General features: G+C 63.0%; 17 protein-coding genes. 6 read left to right on the forward strand and 11 right to left on the reverse strand.

The window, feature by feature from the left end; translation table 11 throughout:
* The coding region (locus ACYQ47_RS00005; RefSeq protein WP_459904140.1) for a glutathione S-transferase family protein at window positions 1-458 on the reverse strand (458 nt) is incomplete at its 3' end.
* Window positions 459-613: 155 nt separating this feature from the next.
* On the opposite strand from ACYQ47_RS00005, the gene ACYQ47_RS00010 reads away from it, so the two are divergent.
* Window positions 614-1,750: a GGDEF domain-containing protein gene (locus ACYQ47_RS00010; RefSeq protein ID WP_250509736.1), complete on the forward strand. Its 1,137-nt coding sequence runs from the start codon at window positions 614-616 to the stop codon at window positions 1,748-1,750.
* A 5-nt stretch (window positions 1,751-1,755) separates the two neighbouring features.
* On the opposite strand, the gene ACYQ47_RS00015 is transcribed toward ACYQ47_RS00010, so the two are convergent.
* The gene (locus tag ACYQ47_RS00015; RefSeq protein ID WP_250466325.1) at window positions 1,756-2,466 is read right to left on the reverse strand and encodes a GntR family transcriptional regulator; all 711 of its coding nucleotides are present in this window, start codon (window positions 2,464-2,466) and stop codon (window positions 1,756-1,758) included.
* Window positions 2,467-2,621: 155 nt separating this feature from the next.
* Here ACYQ47_RS00015 and ACYQ47_RS00020 point away from each other — a divergent pair, with 155 nt between their 5' ends.
* Window positions 2,622-3,896, forward strand: coding sequence for a glucarate dehydratase family protein (locus ACYQ47_RS00020; RefSeq protein ID WP_244828967.1), 1,275 nt, complete (start codon window positions 2,622-2,624; stop codon window positions 3,894-3,896).
* A gap of 32 nt (window positions 3,897-3,928) precedes the next feature.
* On the forward strand, window positions 3,929-5,272 hold the full coding sequence (locus ACYQ47_RS00025; protein ID WP_244828966.1) for an MFS transporter: 1,344 nt from the start codon (window positions 3,929-3,931) through the stop codon (window positions 5,270-5,272).
* Between the two features lie 688 nt (window positions 5,273-5,960).
* Here the strand turns inward: ACYQ47_RS00025 and ACYQ47_RS00030 are convergent.
* From ACYQ47_RS00030 to ACYQ47_RS00055, 6 genes are all read right to left on the reverse strand, one after another.
* A complete protein-coding gene (locus ACYQ47_RS00030) occupies window positions 5,961-7,844 on the reverse strand; it encodes a hypothetical protein (RefSeq protein ID WP_459904141.1) in 1,884 nt (627 codons plus the stop codon).
* Window positions 7,845-8,560: 716 nt separating this feature from the next.
* Window positions 8,561-8,890, reverse strand: coding sequence for a hypothetical protein (locus ACYQ47_RS00035; RefSeq protein ID WP_250526461.1), 330 nt, complete (start codon window positions 8,888-8,890; stop codon window positions 8,561-8,563).
* A 24-nt stretch (window positions 8,891-8,914) separates the two neighbouring features.
* Window positions 8,915-9,172: a hypothetical protein gene (locus ACYQ47_RS00040; protein ID WP_244828961.1), complete on the reverse strand. Its 258-nt coding sequence runs from the start codon at window positions 9,170-9,172 to the stop codon at window positions 8,915-8,917.
* A 115-nt stretch (window positions 9,173-9,287) separates the two neighbouring features.
* The gene (locus ACYQ47_RS00045; protein WP_459904142.1) at window positions 9,288-11,084 is read right to left on the reverse strand and encodes a thiamine pyrophosphate-requiring protein; all 1,797 of its coding nucleotides are present in this window, start codon (window positions 11,082-11,084) and stop codon (window positions 9,288-9,290) included.
* Window positions 11,085-11,167: 83 nt separating this feature from the next.
* Window positions 11,168-11,467, reverse strand: a complete 300-nt coding sequence (locus ACYQ47_RS00050) for a DUF6723 family protein (protein WP_244828959.1) — start codon at window positions 11,465-11,467, stop codon at window positions 11,168-11,170.
* Window positions 11,468-11,536: 69 nt separating this feature from the next.
* On the reverse strand, window positions 11,537-11,713 hold the full coding sequence (locus ACYQ47_RS00055) for a hypothetical protein (RefSeq protein WP_250510480.1): 177 nt from the start codon (window positions 11,711-11,713) through the stop codon (window positions 11,537-11,539).
* A 206-nt stretch (window positions 11,714-11,919) separates the two neighbouring features.
* Here ACYQ47_RS00055 and ACYQ47_RS00060 point away from each other — a divergent pair, with 206 nt between their 5' ends.
* Window positions 11,920-13,176, forward strand: coding sequence for an MFS transporter (locus ACYQ47_RS00060; RefSeq protein WP_459904143.1), 1,257 nt, complete (start codon window positions 11,920-11,922; stop codon window positions 13,174-13,176).
* Window positions 13,177-13,186: 10 nt separating this feature from the next.
* On the opposite strand, the gene ACYQ47_RS00065 is transcribed toward ACYQ47_RS00060, so the two are convergent.
* Window positions 13,187-13,540: a Rieske 2Fe-2S domain-containing protein gene (locus ACYQ47_RS00065; RefSeq protein WP_250467693.1), complete on the reverse strand. Its 354-nt coding sequence runs from the start codon at window positions 13,538-13,540 to the stop codon at window positions 13,187-13,189.
* Window positions 13,541-13,922: 382 nt separating this feature from the next.
* Between ACYQ47_RS00065 and ACYQ47_RS00070 the strand changes: the two genes are divergently transcribed.
* Window positions 13,923-14,972 (forward strand): Gfo/Idh/MocA family protein, encoded by a 1,050-nt coding sequence (locus ACYQ47_RS00070; protein WP_459904144.1) that lies wholly within the window; start codon window positions 13,923-13,925, stop codon window positions 14,970-14,972.
* Window positions 14,973-14,985: 13 nt separating this feature from the next.
* Here ACYQ47_RS00070 and ACYQ47_RS00075 read toward each other — a convergent pair whose 3' ends face one another.
* A complete protein-coding gene (locus ACYQ47_RS00075; protein WP_250492997.1) occupies window positions 14,986-15,900 on the reverse strand; it encodes a LysR family transcriptional regulator in 915 nt (304 codons plus the stop codon).
* Window positions 15,901-16,000: 100 nt separating this feature from the next.
* On the opposite strand from ACYQ47_RS00075, the gene ACYQ47_RS00080 reads away from it, so the two are divergent.
* On the forward strand, window positions 16,001-16,774 hold the full coding sequence (locus tag ACYQ47_RS00080; RefSeq protein WP_250467690.1) for an SDR family NAD(P)-dependent oxidoreductase: 774 nt from the start codon (window positions 16,001-16,003) through the stop codon (window positions 16,772-16,774).
* A 73-nt stretch (window positions 16,775-16,847) separates the two neighbouring features.
* Here the strand turns inward: ACYQ47_RS00080 and ACYQ47_RS00085 are convergent, their stop codons facing one another.
* On the reverse strand, window positions 16,848-18,254 hold the full coding sequence (locus tag ACYQ47_RS00085) for an MFS transporter (protein WP_250467689.1): 1,407 nt from the start codon (window positions 18,252-18,254) through the stop codon (window positions 16,848-16,850).
* Window positions 18,255-18,445 lie beyond the last annotated feature (191 nt).

The following is an 18,445-nucleotide window of genomic DNA, read 5'->3' on the forward strand; positions in this document are numbered from 1 at the left end:
AGGTAAGCATCCGCGACGCTTGCGGATTCCCCGAAGAGATAGTCGCCCTTCATCATCTTGTCGATGAGCGTAAAACGCTGGCCGATCTTCTCGCGCGCCGTCGACGCTTCCGCATCCGATGTCGGGCGGAACACGCGGCCGAACTGCTTGTGGATTTCGGTCGAGATGAAGGCGAGCGTTTCGAGCAGACGCGTGCCGCCTTCATCGTCGGATGGTGCGAGCGCGGGCTTCTGACGCGCGACCCACGAAAGAATCGCGATGTTTTCGGTCAGACGGCGGCCATCGTCCAATTCGACTACCGGCACGTAGCTTTTCGGGTTGATCTCGTCGAATGGACGGCCGTCTTCAGTCAGCTTGGTCTTCAGATCGACCTTCACGCGTTCGAAATCGAGCCCCGCCTCGTGCATGGCGATGTGATCCGCGAGACTGCATGCGCCAGGTGCGTAATAAAGTTTCATCGTGTGCCCCTCCTTGGTTTCGTTGATTTGGCGTCTTGAAGGCGAGCAAGGGTTATGCCGCACGAAAACGTCGCGCCGTGGCTCAAGTTCCACGATTTGGCTGCCGATATACCGGTGTCCTTCTCCCTCGCGCGCGCAGGCCGCGTCGCCCGGTCATGTTCCCCACACCCGACACCGAAACCCTACGTCTTTGCAGCGTGCTTTCGAGCAGCGCGTTCGGACTCGTCTTTGCGCTCGTGCGCTTCGAACCGCGCGCGGAACGCTACTTCGCGCACTGGTCGGCGAGCGCGTTTCTCTATGCGGCGGTTCTGGTCGGCTTCGAGTTTTGGGAAGACCGTTTATTCCTAGATGGCCTGCTGCTGGGCGGCCTGGCGGCGAGCAATATGCTGCTGATCACGGGCATGCGCGCGTTCGACGGCAAGCCGCCTTTTCGCTGGTGGATGCTCGCGCCCATTGCGGGCTCCGTGCTGGTCCACGTGCTTCCCACGTTGACGTTCGGCGCGCGGCCGGCCGTGTTCGCCTGGACGCGCGCGGGCGATACCATCGGCATCGCGATATCGGCGCTGATCGCGGGCGCCATGCTCGTGTTGGACGCGCGCCGCCTGAAGAGCCGGGGCGGGCGCATCGCCGGTCTTGCGATGCTCGGTTATCTGCCGGGTTACGCGATCACGCTCGCGGCATTGGCGTGGGGCGACTCGCGCGTGAATTTTCTCGCGGTCATTCCAATGCTTTCGGATCAACTGCTTCTGGCCGTGCTCAATCTTGGCCTGCTCGCGATTCCGGCGGAACGCGCGCAGCAGCGTCTGCGCGACGCCGCGTTGCGCGATCCGCTGACGAGCGTATGGAATCGCGCGGGCTTTGAGCAACACGCGCGGCCGTTGATCGCGCCGGGCGCAACCATCCTCGCCATCGACCTCGATCACTTCAAGCAGATCAACGACCGTCACGGCCATCTCGCGGGCGATAACGTGCTGATGGAACTGGCACGGCTGGCGGGCGCGGAAGTCGGCTCGCTCGGCGGCGAGTTCGGGCGGCTGGGCGGCGACGAGTTCATCGCGATCCTGCCGGAATGGCGCGCGCCTTATGCACAGGCGTGCGCCAACCAGATTCATCGCGCGTGCCGCTCGTTCACGGAAGGCATGCCGGAATGGACGATGAGCATCGGCGTCGCGCAGGTGAGCGAAGGCGAGCAAGGCTTTCAGGATGCGTTGCAACGCGCGGACAAGGCGCTGTATCGCGCGAAGGTCGCCGGACGCGACAAGCTGACCGCTATCGGCGACGCGTGCTGGTAGCGCGCTCAGTCGTCCGCCAGAAAGGTCGGATGACGCGTGCGAATCTGATCGATCTGATGCAGCGTGCCGGACAGATGCTTGCGCAACGCGGCGTCGGCGGCTTCGGCGTCGCCATTCGCGATGGCATCGACGATTTCGGTGTGATCGCGCACCACGGCAAGCGTCTTGCCCTCGACGGGCAAATGCAGCCGCCGCAACCGGTCGATATGGCCGCTCAACCGGCGCACCAGATCCCACAACTGCGGCACGCCGGCGGCTTCGTACATCTGCCGGTGAAACGCCTGGTCTTGTAGCGAGAACTGCTCGTAATTCTTGAGGTCGCGCAGCTCCATCTGCTTCTCGATGGTCGTGCGCAGACGCTCCACCAACTCGGCATTGCGCGCGTTCGCCAGCGTGCGCACCACTTCCAGCTCGATCGAACGGCGCAGGAAATGCGCTTGCAGAGCCGAAGTCACGCTGATGCGGCTAACCACGGTGGCGTGCTGCGGGAAGATATCGACGAGACCTTCCTCGCCCAGCTTCATCAACGCGTCACGCACGGGCGTTTGGGAGAGGCCATAACGCGCGGCGAGATCGGCGCGCGACAGCACCGTGCCCGGCGCGAGTTCGAGCGAAAGAATGCGCGCGCGCAACTGCTCGAACACTTGCGGCGCGGCGTGGCGCGACCGGTCGAGGCCTTGTCGAGTTGCCGCGGCCGGGGCGTCGATGAGTTTCATGGCGGACTGTTTGATTGCGATATTCGCGATTTTAAGGCCTGCAAGAGCGATTTCCGGCCGCATGGCGCGGCAGCGACGATGGGTACTTTCCCCACTGACGCACTAATATATTAGTGTTTATGATGCGGACATCGATTCCATTTTCGGACATTTCCATGAGCCGCAGCGTCACCATCACGCAAGTCCGCATTACGCCCATCGCCTTTCGCGACGGCCCGCTCCTGAACGCGGCCGGTATCCACGAGCCGTGGGCGTTGCGCGCCATCGTCGAACTGGAAACGAGCGACGGGCGCGTCGGTATCTCCGAAACTTATGGCGATGAGCCGATGCTGCGCGTGCTGGAACAAGCGAAGGAACTGGCCATCGGCCTCTCGCCGTTTGAGTTGAACCGCATGGAGGAGCGCGTGCGTGCGAGCATCAAGCCAAGCCCGGGCGCGGTGGAATTCGAACTCGCACCCGGCTCGCACACGGCCAAGAACGCGTCGAAAGTGATCAGCACGCTGGAAGTCGCAATGCTCGATCTGCAAGGGCAAATGGTCGGCGCGCCTGTCGTCGATCTGCTCGGCGGCAAGGTGCGCGACGCGGTGCCGTACAGCGCCTATCTCTTCTTCAAGTATGCGGAACATATCGACAAGCCGTATGCGCCGGATGCCTGGGGCGAAGGCATCAGCCCGCAACAGATCGTGGCGCAGGCGCGCCGCATGATCGATCTGTACGGCTTTCAGAGTATCAAGCTCAAGGGCGGCGTATTCGAGCCGAAGCATGAAATTGCCTGCATGCGCGCGCTGTCCGAGGCTTTTCCCGGCACGCCGCTGCGGCTCGATCCGAACGCCAACTGGACGCTCGAAACGAGCATCGAGGCCGCGCCCGAACTCGACGAACTGCTCGAATACTACGAAGACCCGTGTCCGGGTCTGGCAGGCATGGCGGAACTCGCCAAGCACACGCGGTTGCCGCTTGCGACCAACATGGTCATCACGACTTTCGACGACTTCCGGCGCGGCTGCGAAATGGGCTCGGTGAAGGTGCTGCTGTCGGATCATCACTACTGGGGCGGCCTGCGCGCGACGCAGACGCTTGCACGCATGTGCGCCCTGTGGGAGCTTGGCATGTCGATGCACTCGAACTCGCACCTGGGCATCAGCCTGATGGCGATGACGCATGTCGCCGCGAGTATCCCCAATCTCACTTACGCATGCGACACGCATTATCCGTGGCAGGAAGAGGAAGTCATCAAGGGCGGCCGGGTGAAGTTCGATAACGGCGCGGTGCGCGTGCCGACGACGCCGGGCCTCGGTGTCGAACTGGACCGCGACAGGCTCGCGGAACTGCATGAGCAATATCTCTCGTGCGGCGTGCGCAATCGTGACGACCTCAAGCAGATGCGCAAATATCAGCCGGAATTCACCGGCAAGAATCCGCGCTTCTGAGCGGCACGCACGATCAACGAGGAGACAAGCCCATGAGCAGTTCGACGCCAGATCGCGCGGATGAACCGACGAATCCACTGACCAGCGCCGTCAGCAAGATCAAGTGGCATATCCTGCCGCTCTTCGTCGTGATGTTCATCGTCAATTACATAGACCGCGTGAACATCGGTTTCGTGCGTCAGCATCTGAGCGCTGATCTTGGGATCGGCGCTGCGGCTTATGGACTAGGCGCGGGCTTGTTCTTCGTGAGCTATGCCGTGTTCGAAGTGCCGTCGAACATGCTGTTGCAGCGCTTCGGCGCGAAGGCGTGGCTCACGCGCATCATGATTACTTGGGGACTGGCGGCGGTCGGCATGGCTTTCGTGCGCGGCGAGACTTCGTTCTACATCATGCGCCTGGTCCTCGGCGCGGCTGAAGCGGGCTTCTTTCCCGGCGTGGTGTTCTACTTCACGCGCTGGCTGCCGAGCAATCAGCGTGGCCGTGCCATGGCGATTTTCTTGAGCGGCTCCGCGTTGGCTTCGGTGCTATCCGGGCCGATCTCCGGCGCGCTCATGCTGATAGACGGCATGGGTCTGCATGGCTGGCAGTGGATGTTCCTGATCGAAGGTTCCGCTTCCGTGGTGCTCGCGGCCTTCGTGTGGTTCTGGCTCGATTCGAAGCCGCGCGATGCGAAGTGGCTCACGCGTGCGGAGCAGGACGCGATCATCGACGAGATCGAGCGCGAACAAGTGGAACGTGACGCGTCGCATACCGTCAAGCCATCCACGTGGAGCCTGTTGCGCGATCCGCAGATTCTCATCTTCTGCCTGATCTACTTCTCCGTGTCGCTGACGATCTACGGCGCGACGTTCTGGCTGCCGAGCATCATCCGCAAGATGGGGCACTTCAACGACTTCCAGGTCGGGCTCTTCAATTCGATTCCGTGGATCATCTCCATTGCAGCGATGTACGTCTTCGCCATGCTCGCGGCGCGCTTCAAGTTTCAGCAGGCTTGGGTGGCGGTGGTGTTGATCATCGCCGCGCTCGGCATGTATGCGGCGGGGCAGGGCAGCGCGGTGTTTTCGTTCGTGGCGATCTGTTTTGCGGCGATGGGTTTCAAGGCCGCGTCGTCGCTGTTCTGGCCGATTCCGCAAGGCTATCTCGACGCGCGCATCGCGGCGCCGGTCATCGCGCTCATCAATTCGCTCGGCAATCTCGGCGGCTTCGTGGCGCCCGCGACCTTCGGCTTTCTCGAGCAGAAGACGGGATCGATCGAAGGCGGCCTCACGGGGCTCGCCGCGATGTCGGTCGTGGCCGCGGCGCTCGTCTTCTTCGCGGCCATGAAGCCGCGCGATGGACGCGGCGTGATGATTGCAAAGGCGGGGCGTTCGCACTGATTGTGGCGTCCGGCGTCAGGCGATACGCGCCGCACGTCGTTTCGATTCATCGCGCGGCCTGGCAATGTTGGAATGCTTGGCCAGCGCATCGACTACGTTCGGCCATCGCTTGGCGCGTTTCTTCCGTACTCAAACCGATATGCCGATTTCGCAGGCATGTTCTAGTGCGCCGCCGAACTTATCGGCCGGCTCGCGAGCAGCTTTGTCGAGCTTGCTTTCGCTGCTCGTCCGATGCGTATGCGTCTTGCGCGCGCTTGGCATGCCGCGCGTCACGCCGAGCCTTATCCGCAGGGCGATTCGCGCGCGGATCTTTTATGCGCTTTCGAGGCATCCGATGTGGCGCGTGCTTTGATCGATTGAGCCGAGCGTCTGACAGATAGGAAGCCCGCGATCGACGTCGCGCTGGCTGCGCTCGTTGAGCATTGAGAGTTACCGGAGGGTGCAGCGTTCGCGTTGTTCTCCATCGCGCGAAGCGGGGGATGGATGGCGCATTCGATGGGGCAGATCGAGGAGGGAAGTTTGTTGCGGCCGCGGGCGGATTGCATCGGGCCCGCGGTTGTCGATTGACGTTTGAATCTGTTTGATGCTGCAAAGGCAGCATCGGGTGCTTCTAGCGCTTTGTGTTGGCTTTGCTTTTGACTCGCGTCGACCGGATTGCGGTCCGATCGACGCGTTTGGGAAGGGTGAGTTAGCGGCCGCCTGCTCCACCACCGCCACCACCGCCACCGCCACCGCCACCGCCGCCGCCGCCACCACCACCGTGACCACCGCCGCCGTTGCCGTGGCCACCGCTGCTGCCCGCGCCGCCGCCATTGCCGTGACCGCCGCTGCTGCCATTGCCGTGGCCGCCGGTGCTACCTGCGCCGCCGCCATTGCCATGACCGCCATCGCCGTGGCCGCCAGCGCTGCTGCCGTTGCCACCGCCATTGCCATGACCGCCGTCGCCGTGGCCGCCGCCATCGCCGCCGCCATTGCCATGACCGCCGGTGCTGCCGTTGCCGCCGCCGTTGCCATGACCGCCGTCGCCATGGCCACCGCCATCGCCGCCGCCATTGCCATGACCGCCGGTGCTGCCGTTGCCGCCGCCGTTGCCATGACCGCCGTCGCCGTGGCCACCGCCATCGCCATGACCACCAGCGCTGCTGCCGTTGCCACCGCCGTTGCCATGACCGCCGTCGCCGTGGCCGCCAGCGCTGCTGCCGTTGCCACCGCCATTGCCATGACCGCCGTCGCCGTGGCCGCCGCCATCGCCGCCGCCATTGCCATGACCGCCGGTGCTGCCGTTGCCGCCGCCGTTGCCATGACCGCCGTCGCCATGGCCACCGCCATCGCCACCGCCATTGCCATGACCGCCGGTGCTGCCGTTGCCGCCGCCGTTGCCATGACCGCCGTCGCCATGGCCACCGCCATCGCCGCCGCCATTGCCATGACCGCCGGTGCTGCCGTTGCCGCCGCCGTTGCCATGACCGCCGTCGCCATGGCCACCGCCATCGCCGCCGCCATTGCCATGACCGCCGGTGCTGCCGTTGCCGCCGCCGTTGCCATGACCGCCGTCGCCGTGGCCACCGCCATCGCCGCCGCCATTGCCATGACCGCCGGTGCTGCCGTTGCCACCGCCGTTGCCATGACCGCCATCACCGTGACCGCCGCTGCTGCCGTTGCCACCGCCGTTACCGTGGCCGCCGTCGCCGTGGCCACCATCGCCATGTCCGCCGTCGCCATGACCGCCATCACCGTGACCGCCGCTGCTGCCGTTGCCGCCGCCATTACCGTGGCCACCATCGCCATGTCCGCCGTCGCCATGACCGCCATCACCGTGACCGCCGCTGCTGCCGTTGCCGCCGCCATTACCGTGGCCGCCGTCGCCGTGACCACCGTCGCCATGACCACCGTCGCCGTGACCGCCATCGCCGTGACCGCCGTCACCGTGACCGCCGTCACCGTGACCACCGCTGCTGCCGTTGCCGCCACCGTTACCGTGGCCGCCGTCGCCGTGACCACCGTCGCCGTGACCACCATCGCCATGACCGCCGTCGCCGTGACCGGAGTTGCCGCCGCCGTGGCCCGTGCTACCACCACCCGTGCTTCCACCGCCTGTGCTTCCACCGCCTGTGCTTCCACCGCCCGTGTTGCCACCGCCCGTGCTTCCACCACCCGTGTTGCCACCGCCCGTGTTGCCACCGCCCGTGCTGCCACCGCCCGTGCTGCCACCGCCCGTGCTGCCACCACCCGTGCTGCCACCGCCCGTGCTGCCACCACCCGTGCTGCCACCACCCGTGTTGCCACCGCCCGTGCTGCCACCGCCCGTGCTACCACCACCAGCGCCTACACCACCCGACCCCGTGCTCCCGCCACCCGAACTCGAACCCGACCCAGAACCAGACCCCGTACTACCGGAACTCGAGCCACCATGCGAACCAGTCGACCCCGCACCTTGCCCTCCGGTCGATCCCTGACCAGCCGCCGTTCCAGCACTAGCGGTTCCACTACCCGTGCTCGCGCCATTGCTGCTCGAAGTACCCGCAGCACCAGCGGATGTCCCGCTCCGGTTACCCGCTGGAAGTCCAGCCATCCGTCCCGGCAAAACGGCGGCTTGAGCGCGCGTTTGCGGGTCCGTTGCAGCAGACACTGCCGCCGGCGCAACGCCAACGACACCATTCGCGCATGCCGCCGATGTCAGGTTATTGCAAGCCTCCGTGGCTGTCTGAGCATGTGAAAGATTCGACACCGCAGCCGCGATAACGATCACGCTAAGCTTGAGCGCCGTCCTCAATTTGTATTTGTTTGGGTTCCTCATGTCTTCCCCGTAGTTTGGCTATCGCGACGCTTCGGTGAGGCGTTTAACGCGATGTGGGGCAAGAATGGCAGTCTCAGGATGTCGTTCTGTGCGTTACTCAACCTAGCGCCGGGCGGCCATGTAGCAGGGCGTGCGCGACCTCTCAGAAAACGTTTGCATAAGCCACAAAAGACACGGTTGCAGTTACCACGTGGAGCCGATCATCAGCGGAAATTTTGCCTTGCCGCAATGGGAGAAATGCATCGATCAGCAACGGGAAAATCGTGAAAATAGTCGGCATCCTAACTAATTGGAAGCACATCGAACGCACTTATGAGCACGGTATAGCACTCGAAACGAATGCTAGTTGAAAGTTAATTCGATGGTTATCGAAAGATTCAATGGCAATCGTTATGCGGTCCACACCGCATAACTTCCTCAAGCGCGTAATAAAAAAAGCGGCGGTGTCCGAACCATCGAACACCGCCGCATTGCGCTCAAGCGATCGGTTATCAGAAGCCCTGTCCACCGCCGCCGTTGGTTGAAGGACTCGTTGCACCATTCGAACTACCGCCGCCCGATCCGGTTACGCGAGGCTGCATGCCGCCCGAGCCCTGATTTGTGCCACGACCCGCGGCACTCGTGCCGTTATAGGACCCACCCGTTGCCGATTTACCAGTAGTGATATCGGCGGTGCCCGAACGAGTCATATCGCTATTGACCTGTCCGGGGCTGGCCGGACCATGACTCGCACCCGGCTGTGTCTGCGCGCTTTGCGCGACCGCCGCGCCGGACAATCCCGACATGAGTGCGCATAGAACGAGTTGCTTGCTGATCTTCATGGCATCTCTCCTTTTCGATAAGACTCACGCTTCCGAATCGCGCTTGCTCGATGGATGATCGGGCCCGGCGTCCGGATCGACATCGGGATCGATATGATCGTTCTCCGGCGTGTAAGGCCCTTGCTCCGGATGGTCCTTGCCCTTCGGGACCAGCGATGCATCCATGTTTCCGTGTTCGCGCTGTTCGATCGTGCCGTCGGCCTTCTCCTTCACGTCGCCTTCGCCAATCGCTTCGCGGCGCTGGTCCGCGCGTTCCACCGGGTCCGAAGGTTCGCTATTCATTTCTTTACTCCCGATCGAGGATTAGTGCGCCGAAGGTCGGCCGCACAGTTGCAACGGTTACGCGAATAACGCAGCAACGGTTATGCCGCCGCAATGCATCACGTCGCATCGAAAGCTATTTGTCCCGATGCCCCGGCAGCACAGCGCCCAGGACTTGCCGCGCCGTATCGACGATCACGTTGCCCTGGTTTGGATCGCCCTTCAAGAGTGTGGTCGCGAACGCCTTCGCTTGCTGCAGCGTGATATGCGGCGGCAGCGGCGCCACATTAGGATCGGCCTTGACTTCGATCACGACAGGCCGGTCCGATGCAAACGCCTCGTCCCACACGGCGGCCATGCGTTCGGCATCGTCCACATACAGGCCTTTAAGGCCGATCATCTCGGCAAACTTGTGATACGGCACCGATGGAATGTCCTGCGATGCCTCGAACTTCGGGTCGCCTTCCATCACGCGCTGCTCCCATGTCACCTGATTCAGGTCCTGGTTGTTGAGCACGAGACAGATCCAGCGCGGATCGGACCATTGTTTCCAGTACTTCGCCACGGTGATGAGTTCGGCCATGTTGTTCATCTGCATGGCGCCGTCGCCGACGAGCGCGATCACCGGCCGCTCGGGATGCGCAAACTTCGCCGCGATGGCGTAGGGCACGGCCGCGCCCATCGATGCAAGGCCGCCCGAGAGCGAGCACATCATGCCGCGTTTCACCTTGAGGTCGCGCGCATACCAGTTCGCGCACGAGCCGGAATCGCTCGTGACAATGGCATTCGACGGCACGCGCGGCGACAATTCCCACACGGTGCGCTGCGGGTTCACGCCGGTTGTAGCGGGCTCGAGCGCGCGCTTTTCGAGCGTCTTCCACCAGTCGCTCATCCATCCTTCTATGTCCTTGCGCCACGCGCGATCCGTCTTCTCTTCAAGCAAGGGCAGAAGTGCGCGCAAGGTTTCAGCGCTATCGCCGACGAGGTTGACTTCCATCGGGTAGCGAATGCTCAGCATGTCCGCCTTCAGGTCGATCTGCACGCCGCGCGCCGCGCCTTCCTTCGGCAGGAATTCGGCATAAGGGAAACCCGAGCCGATCATGAGCAACGTGTCGCATCCGGTCATGAGCTTGTAGCTCGGCTCGGTGCCGAGCAAGCCGATGGAACCGGTCACGAAAGGCAAATCGTCCGGCAATGCAGCCTTGCCCAGCAGCGCCTTGGCCACGCCCGCGCCGAGTTTCTCCGCAATGAGGATGACTTCATCGGTTGCCTGCAACGCGCCCGCGCCGACGAGTATCGCGACCTTCTTGCCGGCGTTGAGCACATCGGCGGCTTGCTGCAAGTCATCGGGATACGGCACGGTCTTCGGCGCGCGATAGCCCACGCCCGAATGCAAGGTGCCGTGTTTGCGGCCGGGCGCTTCATAGTCGAGGTCCTGCAGATCGTTCGGCAGGATGAGGGCGGTCACGCGCTTCTCGGCAATGGCGATGCGCACCGCGCGATCGACGAGATGCCGTATCTGCGAAGGCACGCTTGCCTGTTGCACGAACGCGCCCGCGACATCCTTGAATAACGCGCTCAGATCGACTTCCTGTTGATAATGACCGCCAAGCGCGGCGCGCGCCTGCTGGCCGACGATGGCGAGCACTGGCATGTGATCGAGCCGCGCATCGTAAAGGCCGGTGATCAGATGCGCCGCGCCCGGTCCCGATGTCGCGATGCACACGCCCAGTTCGCCCGTAAACTTCGCATGTGCGGATGCCATGAACGCGGCCATTTCCTCGTGCCGCGCCTGAATGAATTCGATCTTGCCTTTCGCGCGATTCATGGCGCCGAAGACGCCATTGATTCCGTCGCCGGGATAGCCATAAAAACGGCGCACGCCCCAGGCGTGCAGACGGTCGATCAGAAAATCGCCGACAGTAGTGGACATGGAATTTTTCTCCGGATGACGAAGCAAAAAGCGCACGCGTACGTCGCGATGTCGCAACGTAGCAGAGATAAAGAATGCTGCGTTTAAAGCTCGGGAACCTGCAAATCGGCCTGGACGATTTCCCGGCCGCGCAGCACGGCAGCATCTTTTGCCGTCTGCTTCGAATCGAACGGGCCAATATCTTCCGCGCCCTCGAAGGGAAAGAGCAAGCGGGCATCCGTCAAGCGCACGACTTTCAGCGTGCCGACATAACCGCCTCCCACATGCGGCCGATATGACGCGTAAATCGCGTAGTCGTCATCGGTCAAACCCGGCTTTGCATTGCGATCCTTCTTATGCGGGAACAGCACGAGCTTGGCTCGTCCGGAAACTGGCTCTTTCATGATTCGTGGTGGTCGATGAACTTTGAAAATCCGATAAGCATTCGTTGTGCCGCATTCGAGCCGTATGGCTTACTGGCTGGCGCCGCCCGGCGTATCGCTCGCGGCCGTCGCAGGAAAGCTTGCCGCTGCGGGCGCGGAGGATGTGGGCGTGGTCGAAGCGGCTGTGTCCGTGTCGCGCTTGCAGCCGGTTATGAGCGAGACCATCGCGATGGCGAGGATGAGTGTCGGCAGGACAGTACGCTTCATTTCGTCACCTGGTCGCGATCGTTCGATTGCATCGTCATTGTTCGAGCAATCGGCGTACCGTCGCGGGGCGAGACGTGTCTGGCAGATGCGCGACGACCGATCACTGGCGCGAACTTTGCTCCTCGACCGCCAACTACGGGAGATCAGCAAGTGACCTGCGCTTATCCGCCTGACCTCGAACTGCCTGCATCGCGGCGGTTTATCGCGTGAAGCCGACTTTTCCTTTAATCGCCGTCAGTTTCTTCGCGGCGGATGTACAAGCCGGCGTCGGGCCGTTCCTTGGCATCTATCTGCTGGCCAATGGCTGGACGTCGGAAAAGATCGGCACGGTGCTGACCATCGCGGGCATCGTCGGCATGTTGGTGACGGCGCCCGCGGGCGCGCTCGTCGACGCCACCACGCGCCGCCGCAGCATCGTGGCCGCGGGCGGCGCGCTGACGGTGCTGGCGGCGGTGATCATCTGGCTGGGCCAAGGCTTCTGGCCTGTCACGCTTTCCCAGATCGCCACGGCAGTGGCGGGCGCCGCCATGGGACCGGCCCTGGCGGGGCTGACGCTTGGCATCGTCGGGAGAAAAAACTTCGACCGTCAATTCGGCCGCAATCAGGTGGCGAATCATGCGGGCAATATTGCTGCTGCCTTGCTTTCTGGATGGCTTGGCGCGTGGCTTGGCATTGTCTATGTGTTTGCCTTGAGCGCGGCTTTCGGCGTGGGCTGCATGCTTACTGCGTTCCTGATTCCCGCGCGTTCCGTGCATAGGCATCACGCACGCGGTATTGCTCGCGATGACAACGACGACAACGCGCCGGTACAATCCGACAGCGCGAGCATCCTCGTGCGCAATCGGCCCTTGCTCCTGCTGGCCATCGCGCTTGCCGCGTTCAACCTCGGCAATTCGGCGATGCTGCCGCTCTACAGTCTCGCGGTCGCATCGACACACAAAGCGGGCGCAAGCCAGATCACGGCGGCGAATATCGTGATCGCGCAGGTCGTCATGTTGTTGGCGGCGGCTTTCGCGAGCCGTCTGACGCGGCGCTTCGGCTTCTGGTGGATCATTCTCGTCACGCTTCTGACCTTGCCGTTGCGCGCGGTGACGGCAGCGTGGTTAGAGCCGCCATGGGGCATTCTTCCCGTGCAGATTCTCGACGGCATTGGCGCCGGTTTGCAAAGCGTGGCCGTGCCGGCGCTCGTCGTGCATCTTCTGCATGGCAGCGGTCGCGTGAATCTGGGGCAGGGCGCGGTGCAGGGCGTTCAGGCGGCGGGCGCGTGTCTGAGTCCGCTTATTGGCGGATGGCTCGCGCACCTGTTCGGCTATCCGGTTGCGTTCATGCTACTCGGCAGCGTGTCGGTGGCATCGTTCGCGATATGGATTGGCTACGGCGGCCAGATCCGGCAGGCATGCGACGAACGTGGCGAAGAGTTGTCGAAGCTCGCGGATGTGGATTCGTCACCGCTCTTTCGCTGATACGCGGTCCTCAAAGCATCGCGAGAATCGTGCCGTCGTGTTCGCGCGCTTCATATGTTCTCGCGTAAGAGTCATCGCGGCACGACGATGCGACCGTCAGCGGTCGCACATGCTGACCGTTGCTATCGAAGCGCCAGCCATGCGATGCGCACGTGATCAACCCGCCCGTCACGCGTCCTGTCGACAGTTCATTGCCTCGATGCGGGCAAGCATCGTCCCAGACATGGATGCCGCCTTCGCCATCGCGCCACACGACGAGTCGTCTATCTCCATACGAAACGGCTCGCGCCGCTTCGCACGGCACGTTCTCCGACGTGCACACGTGAGCCCATCCAGACATTTCCTGCAGTTTCAACGACTTCATACGCCAACGACTCTCTGTGTTTGCACGGGCAACGCGCCTTACGCTTCATCCTGAGCTTAAGCGATAAGCCCAAGGGCGCCTAAGGTTATCGCGCTAATTGTCTGCAGACGTGCTCCCCGAAAACGCTCACCTTTGGTCGAAGAGCGCGTCCATACGCGGAGCGTGAGCAAACCAAGCGTCATGCCGCTTTTCCTTATGCAGCAACGCTCCGCGCGTTTCGAGCAGCGCATCCAATGAAGCGAAATCCAGGCAATTGAGGCGCCCAAACACACGATCCCGCAAACCCTCACCTTTCACACGTACATGAAGCGCCGCGCAGTCAAGCTGTGATACGGTTCCTGATCGATTCCACTCATTTCTCTCGTTCAAGTAAGGAGCTGCCTTGTCATCGATTCAAGCCCCATCGCCCTTGCGCCTCGGTATTCTCGGCGGCGCCAATATCGCCAGGCAATTCACGCGTGACGTGCAGCCAAGCGAAAACGTGCGCATCGTCGCAGTGGCGAGCCGCAGCGACGACAACGCAAAAGCATTCGCGGAAGCGAACGACATCGGCGCATGGTTCGGCAGCTATGAAGCACTGCTCGCCAGCCCCGATGTCGATGCCATCTACATTCCCTTGCCCAACAGCCTGCATGCCGAATGGGCAATCAAGGCAGCAAACCACGGCAAGCACGTCCTCTGCGAGAAGCCGCTCGCGTTGTCCCGCGACGAAGCCGCCAGCATGTTCGAGGCCGCCGAGCGCAACGACGTGCTGTTGCTCGAAGCCTTCCCGTGGTACTTCCAGCCGCAGACCGCGCAGATGATGTCGCTGATCGGCGAAGGCGCCATCGGCGCGGTGCGTGCCATTCAGGCGAACTTCGGCTTCACTGTCGGGAACCCGGGCGCGAACATCCGCATGAAGCCGGAACTCGGCGGCGGCGCGCTGCTCGATGCAGGCAGCTATCCGCTAAGCCTGATTCGCCTCGTGACCGGAACCGCACCGCAAAGCGTGCAGGCCGTGGCGACGTGGGCCGATACCAAGGTCGACATCAGCCTCATGGCGACGCTCATCTATGCCGATGGCCGCCGCGCGCAACTCTCCTGCGCAATGGATGGCGCGAATCATCGATATGCGACGATCATCGGTTCCGAAGGCACGATCGATACCGAGTATCTCAACCATACGAGCGATCTGACGCACGGGCATCCGTATGGCTATCTGCCGAGCCAGTTGCGCGTGCGGCGCGGCATTCCCAATTCGGTGCCGTTCGAAGTAGTGCAGGCGGACACGGGCAGCGGCTTCTTCTTCACGGCGGAAGCGTTCGCCCGCATGGTCGCCACGCACGATACGGCGGCCATCGAGTTCTACGCGCAGGCGAGTCTCGATAACGCGGCGACGCTGGCCGCTATCATCGAAAGCGCTCGCACTGGAAAGTCCGTGGCGCTCGCCTGAATGACGAACGGCCTCACTTCGTCTGCGCAAGCGAAATCACGAGATCGAGAAACGCCCGCGTCTTCGCGGGCGGATGATGCCGCGACGGATAGTACGCGTACAGCGGGAAGCGCTCGTCGGGCCAGTCGGGAAAAAGGTCGATCAACTTGCCTTCCGTGAACAGATGTTCGGAGCCGAGTTCGAGAATCTGCGCGACGCAATAGCCCGACAGGCTGGCGCTCAACATGGTGCCGACATCGTTGAGCGTGAGGCGGCCGCGCGTATCGACGGTCATGCGCTTCTTCTTGCGGTGAAACTCCCACACGAACGGACGCCCTGTTTCAGGATCGCGAAACTCGACGCACGTATGCGCGTCGCTTTCCAGCGCTTGCGGTGTCGCGGGCCGTCCGCATCGCGCGATGTATGAAGGCGCGGCCACGGTGCGCACCGGCGTGTCGAGCAGCTTGCGAGCGACGAGACTCGAGTCGCGCGGCTCGCCAAAACGGATCGCCAGATCGAAGCCGTCCGCGATCATGTCGCCAAGGCGGTCGCTCGTGATCAGTTCGAGTTCGATCTCCGGGTGCGCGTCCATGAACGCGTAGAGCTTCGGCCCGAGCACGAGGCGCGAGAAAATGGGATCGACATTCACGCGCAACCGGCCGCGCACGGCGGTCGCGCCGCCCGAAGCGGTGGCCGCCGCTTCTTCCAGTCCGTTCAGATGCGGCATGACTTGTTCGAAGAAGCGCCGGCCGTCGTCGGTGAGCGACACGCTGCGCGTCGTGCGATCGAATAGCCGCACTCTCAAACGCGCTTCCAGGCGGGCGATGGCGCGGCTCACGCCGGGCTGCGACATGCCGAGACGGTTGCCCGCGGCGGCGAACGTGCCTGCATCGACGATAGCCGCGAACACGCTGATGCCGTTCAGGATGCGTTCGTTGAAGCCCGCCATTCATGCCTCCGCGTCATCGATGAAATGGCTTTCATGTTATCGCGAAGCGGCGCCTTCACGCGCAGAATGGGCTCTGGATCAATCGCCATAGGAGCGTTGCATGTCACGAATTTTCATCACCGGATCGAGCGACGGGCTCGGTCTCATGGCCGCGCGTCTTTTGATCGAACAAGGGCATGCCGTGGTGCTGCATGCGCGCAACGCGGCGCGCGCCGAGGACGCACGCACTGTCCTGCCGCAAGCGCAAGGCGTCGTCACGGGCGATCTCGCGAGTCTGAAAGCCACGCGCGGCGTGGCGGAGCAAGTCAACCGGCTGGGACACTTCGATGCAGTCATTCATAACGCGGGCGTGGGGTATCGCGAGCCGGACCGTATCGAAACCGTCGATGGCCTGCCGCATGTCTTCGCCATCAACGTGCTCGCGCCGTACGTGCTGACGGCGCTGATCGAGAAGCCATCGCGGCTCGTGTATCTCAGTTCCGGCATGCATCACGGCACGCCCGCGAATCTCGACGACATCGAATGGACGCAACGCCGCTGGAACGGCTCGCTCGCGTATGCGGAAAGCAAGTTCATGGACGTGCTGCTCGCGCTGGCGGTGGCGCGCTACTGGCCGGATGTGCTGTCCAACGCGTTAGAACCCGGCTGGGTGCCGACGAAGATGGGCGGCGCTTCCGCGCCCGACGACATGGACAAGGCGCATCGCACGCAAGCGTGGCTCGCGGCCAGCGACGACGACAAGGCGCGCGTATCGGGCCGCTACTTCTTCCATCTGCGTGAGCGCTCGTGCGATCCGGCCGCGCGCGACGAAGCCATGCAGGACCGCCTGATCGGCATTTGCGAGCGTCTGTCGGGCGTGCGTATCGACAGATGAGTTCGTGCCGGACGAAAAAAAGCCGGGCTTCGAAAAGCCCGGCAATCACTCCAACATCGCGTGTTCTTTCTGATCAGGCGTGCGCCTTGGCGGTTTTTTCCACGGCCATGGAGTCGGCGCGCTGACGGTCGTATTCCTGCTGGGTCATAGGCACGGCGTCCGGCTTGCCCAGATCGTTCAGGCGAACGCGGAAGGTCTCGCGAGCCGACCATGCCGCAAGCGCCGCGATGATCGTCACCACCAGCGTGATGCAACCGACCGTCATCGGAATATTGTTCGATCCCGGCGGCGCGACCGCTGCGAAGAGGGCGGGCAATAGCGCGGTAATGGTGGTGCCGATGTTCTGCGCGATCGCCATGGCCGAAACGCGGGAGCGCGTCGGGAACAGTTCCGGGAAGAAGCTCGGGAAAATCGCGTTATAGCCCTGATACACGAGACCCCACATCAGCAGCGACATGACGATGGCAACCGGCACGTTGTGGATGCTGATCGCCCACAGATAAGCGAACGACAGCAGCCCCGACAGGATAGCGCCGACGATGATCGGCGGACGGCGCCCGATCTTGTCCGACAGATTGCCGACGAACGGAATCACCAGCACGGCGAGGATGTTGCCCGCGACCGGAATCCACAGATACACGCTCTTCGAGAAACCGATGCCGTAGGAAGCCTGCACCGCGTAAGCCGCGCCGAAGATCGTGGCGACCACGGGAATGACGTTCATGAGCGCCATGCAGATCACGCGCAGCATGTCAGGCGTGCTGTTGGCGAACGCTTCCTTGATCGGCGACTTCGGCAGATCGCCGTGCTTGCCTTCTGCCGTGAACGCCGGCGTTTCGTGAACCTCGCGACGGATGATGTAACCCGCGACCAGCACGCCCGCCGACAGCAGGAACGGAATGCGCCAGCCCCATGAGTTGAACGTGTCTTCCGGCATGAAGTACGCGAGCGGCAGGAACACGGCGGCGGCGAGAATCTGGCCCGCCTGCACGCCTTGCAACGTGAAGCTCGCGAAGAAGCCGCGTCGTCCGAAAGGCGCGTGTTCGAGAATCATCGAGCTTGCGCCGGAGATTTCGCCGGCCACGGCGAAGCCCTGAACCAGACGCAAGATCACGAGCAAGGTCGGTGCGAGCATGCCGACGCTGTGATATGTCGGCAACAGGCCCACGGCCATGGTGGAAAAGCCCATCAGGAACATGCAGACCAGCAGGACGTTCTTACGGCCGTGGGTGTCGCCCAGATGGCCGAGCACGAATGCGCCGATAGGACGCGCGACATAACCCACGCCGTAAGTCGCGAGCGACGCGACGATAGCCACCTTCGGATTGCCCGAGGGAAAGAACAACTGCGGGAAGATGAGCGCTGCCGCCTGGGCGTAGATGAAGAAGTCGTAGTACTCGAGCGCCGAGCCGATCCAGCCGCTCGCCGTCGCTTTCTTCGCCTGGCGGCCGCCGTGTGCTTCGTCCTGAAGGCTAGCCATGTAATGTCTCCGACAATGGTTATGAGTAGAACCCGTTTGCCACCGAGGCCGCCGCTTTCTGGCCTGCTGCTCGTGGCCGAGCGGCAGGGCATTCGGATCACCGGAATACGCCTCGCTCAGAAGTGTTTCGAGCATAAGAGCGCTGGCTGATCGCGGCAACGACTTATGACGCATTTTGCGCGATAATCGTA

The organism is Caballeronia sp. HLA56, from assembly GCF_054655155.1.

What these genes read in the sequence shown, in the direction of transcription:
- ACYQ47_RS00010 (WP_250509736.1), top strand. Translation starts at nt 614, where the DNA reads ATGTTCCCCACACCCGACACCGAAACCCTACGTCTTTGCAGCGTGCTT.
- ACYQ47_RS00015 (WP_250466325.1), bottom strand. Translation starts at nt 2,466, where the DNA reads ATGAAACTCATCGACGCCCCGGCCGCGGCAACTCGACAAGGCCTCGAC.
- ACYQ47_RS00020 (WP_244828967.1), top strand. Translation starts at nt 2,622, where the DNA reads ATGAGCCGCAGCGTCACCATCACGCAAGTCCGCATTACGCCCATCGCC.
- ACYQ47_RS00025 (WP_244828966.1), top strand. Translation starts at nt 3,929, where the DNA reads ATGAGCAGTTCGACGCCAGATCGCGCGGATGAACCGACGAATCCACTG.
- ACYQ47_RS00030 (WP_459904141.1), bottom strand. Translation starts at nt 7,844, where the DNA reads ATGGCTGGACTTCCAGCGGGTAACCGGAGCGGGACATCCGCTGGTGCT.
- ACYQ47_RS00035 (WP_250526461.1), bottom strand. Translation starts at nt 8,890, where the DNA reads ATGAAGATCAGCAAGCAACTCGTTCTATGCGCACTCATGTCGGGATTG.
- ACYQ47_RS00040 (WP_244828961.1), bottom strand. Translation starts at nt 9,172, where the DNA reads ATGAATAGCGAACCTTCGGACCCGGTGGAACGCGCGGACCAGCGCCGC.
- ACYQ47_RS00045 (WP_459904142.1), bottom strand. Translation starts at nt 11,084, where the DNA reads ATGTCCACTACTGTCGGCGATTTTCTGATCGACCGTCTGCACGCCTGG.
- ACYQ47_RS00050 (WP_244828959.1), bottom strand. Translation starts at nt 11,467, where the DNA reads ATGAAAGAGCCAGTTTCCGGACGAGCCAAGCTCGTGCTGTTCCCGCAT.
- ACYQ47_RS00055 (WP_250510480.1), bottom strand. Translation starts at nt 11,713, where the DNA reads ATGAAGCGTACTGTCCTGCCGACACTCATCCTCGCCATCGCGATGGTC.
- ACYQ47_RS00065 (WP_250467693.1), bottom strand. Translation starts at nt 13,540, where the DNA reads ATGAAGTCGTTGAAACTGCAGGAAATGTCTGGATGGGCTCACGTGTGC.
- ACYQ47_RS00075 (WP_250492997.1), bottom strand. Translation starts at nt 15,900, where the DNA reads ATGGCGGGCTTCAACGAACGCATCCTGAACGGCATCAGCGTGTTCGCG.
- ACYQ47_RS00080 (WP_250467690.1), top strand. Translation starts at nt 16,001, where the DNA reads ATGTCACGAATTTTCATCACCGGATCGAGCGACGGGCTCGGTCTCATG.
- ACYQ47_RS00085 (WP_250467689.1), bottom strand. Translation starts at nt 18,254, where the DNA reads ATGGCTAGCCTTCAGGACGAAGCACACGGCGGCCGCCAGGCGAAGAAA.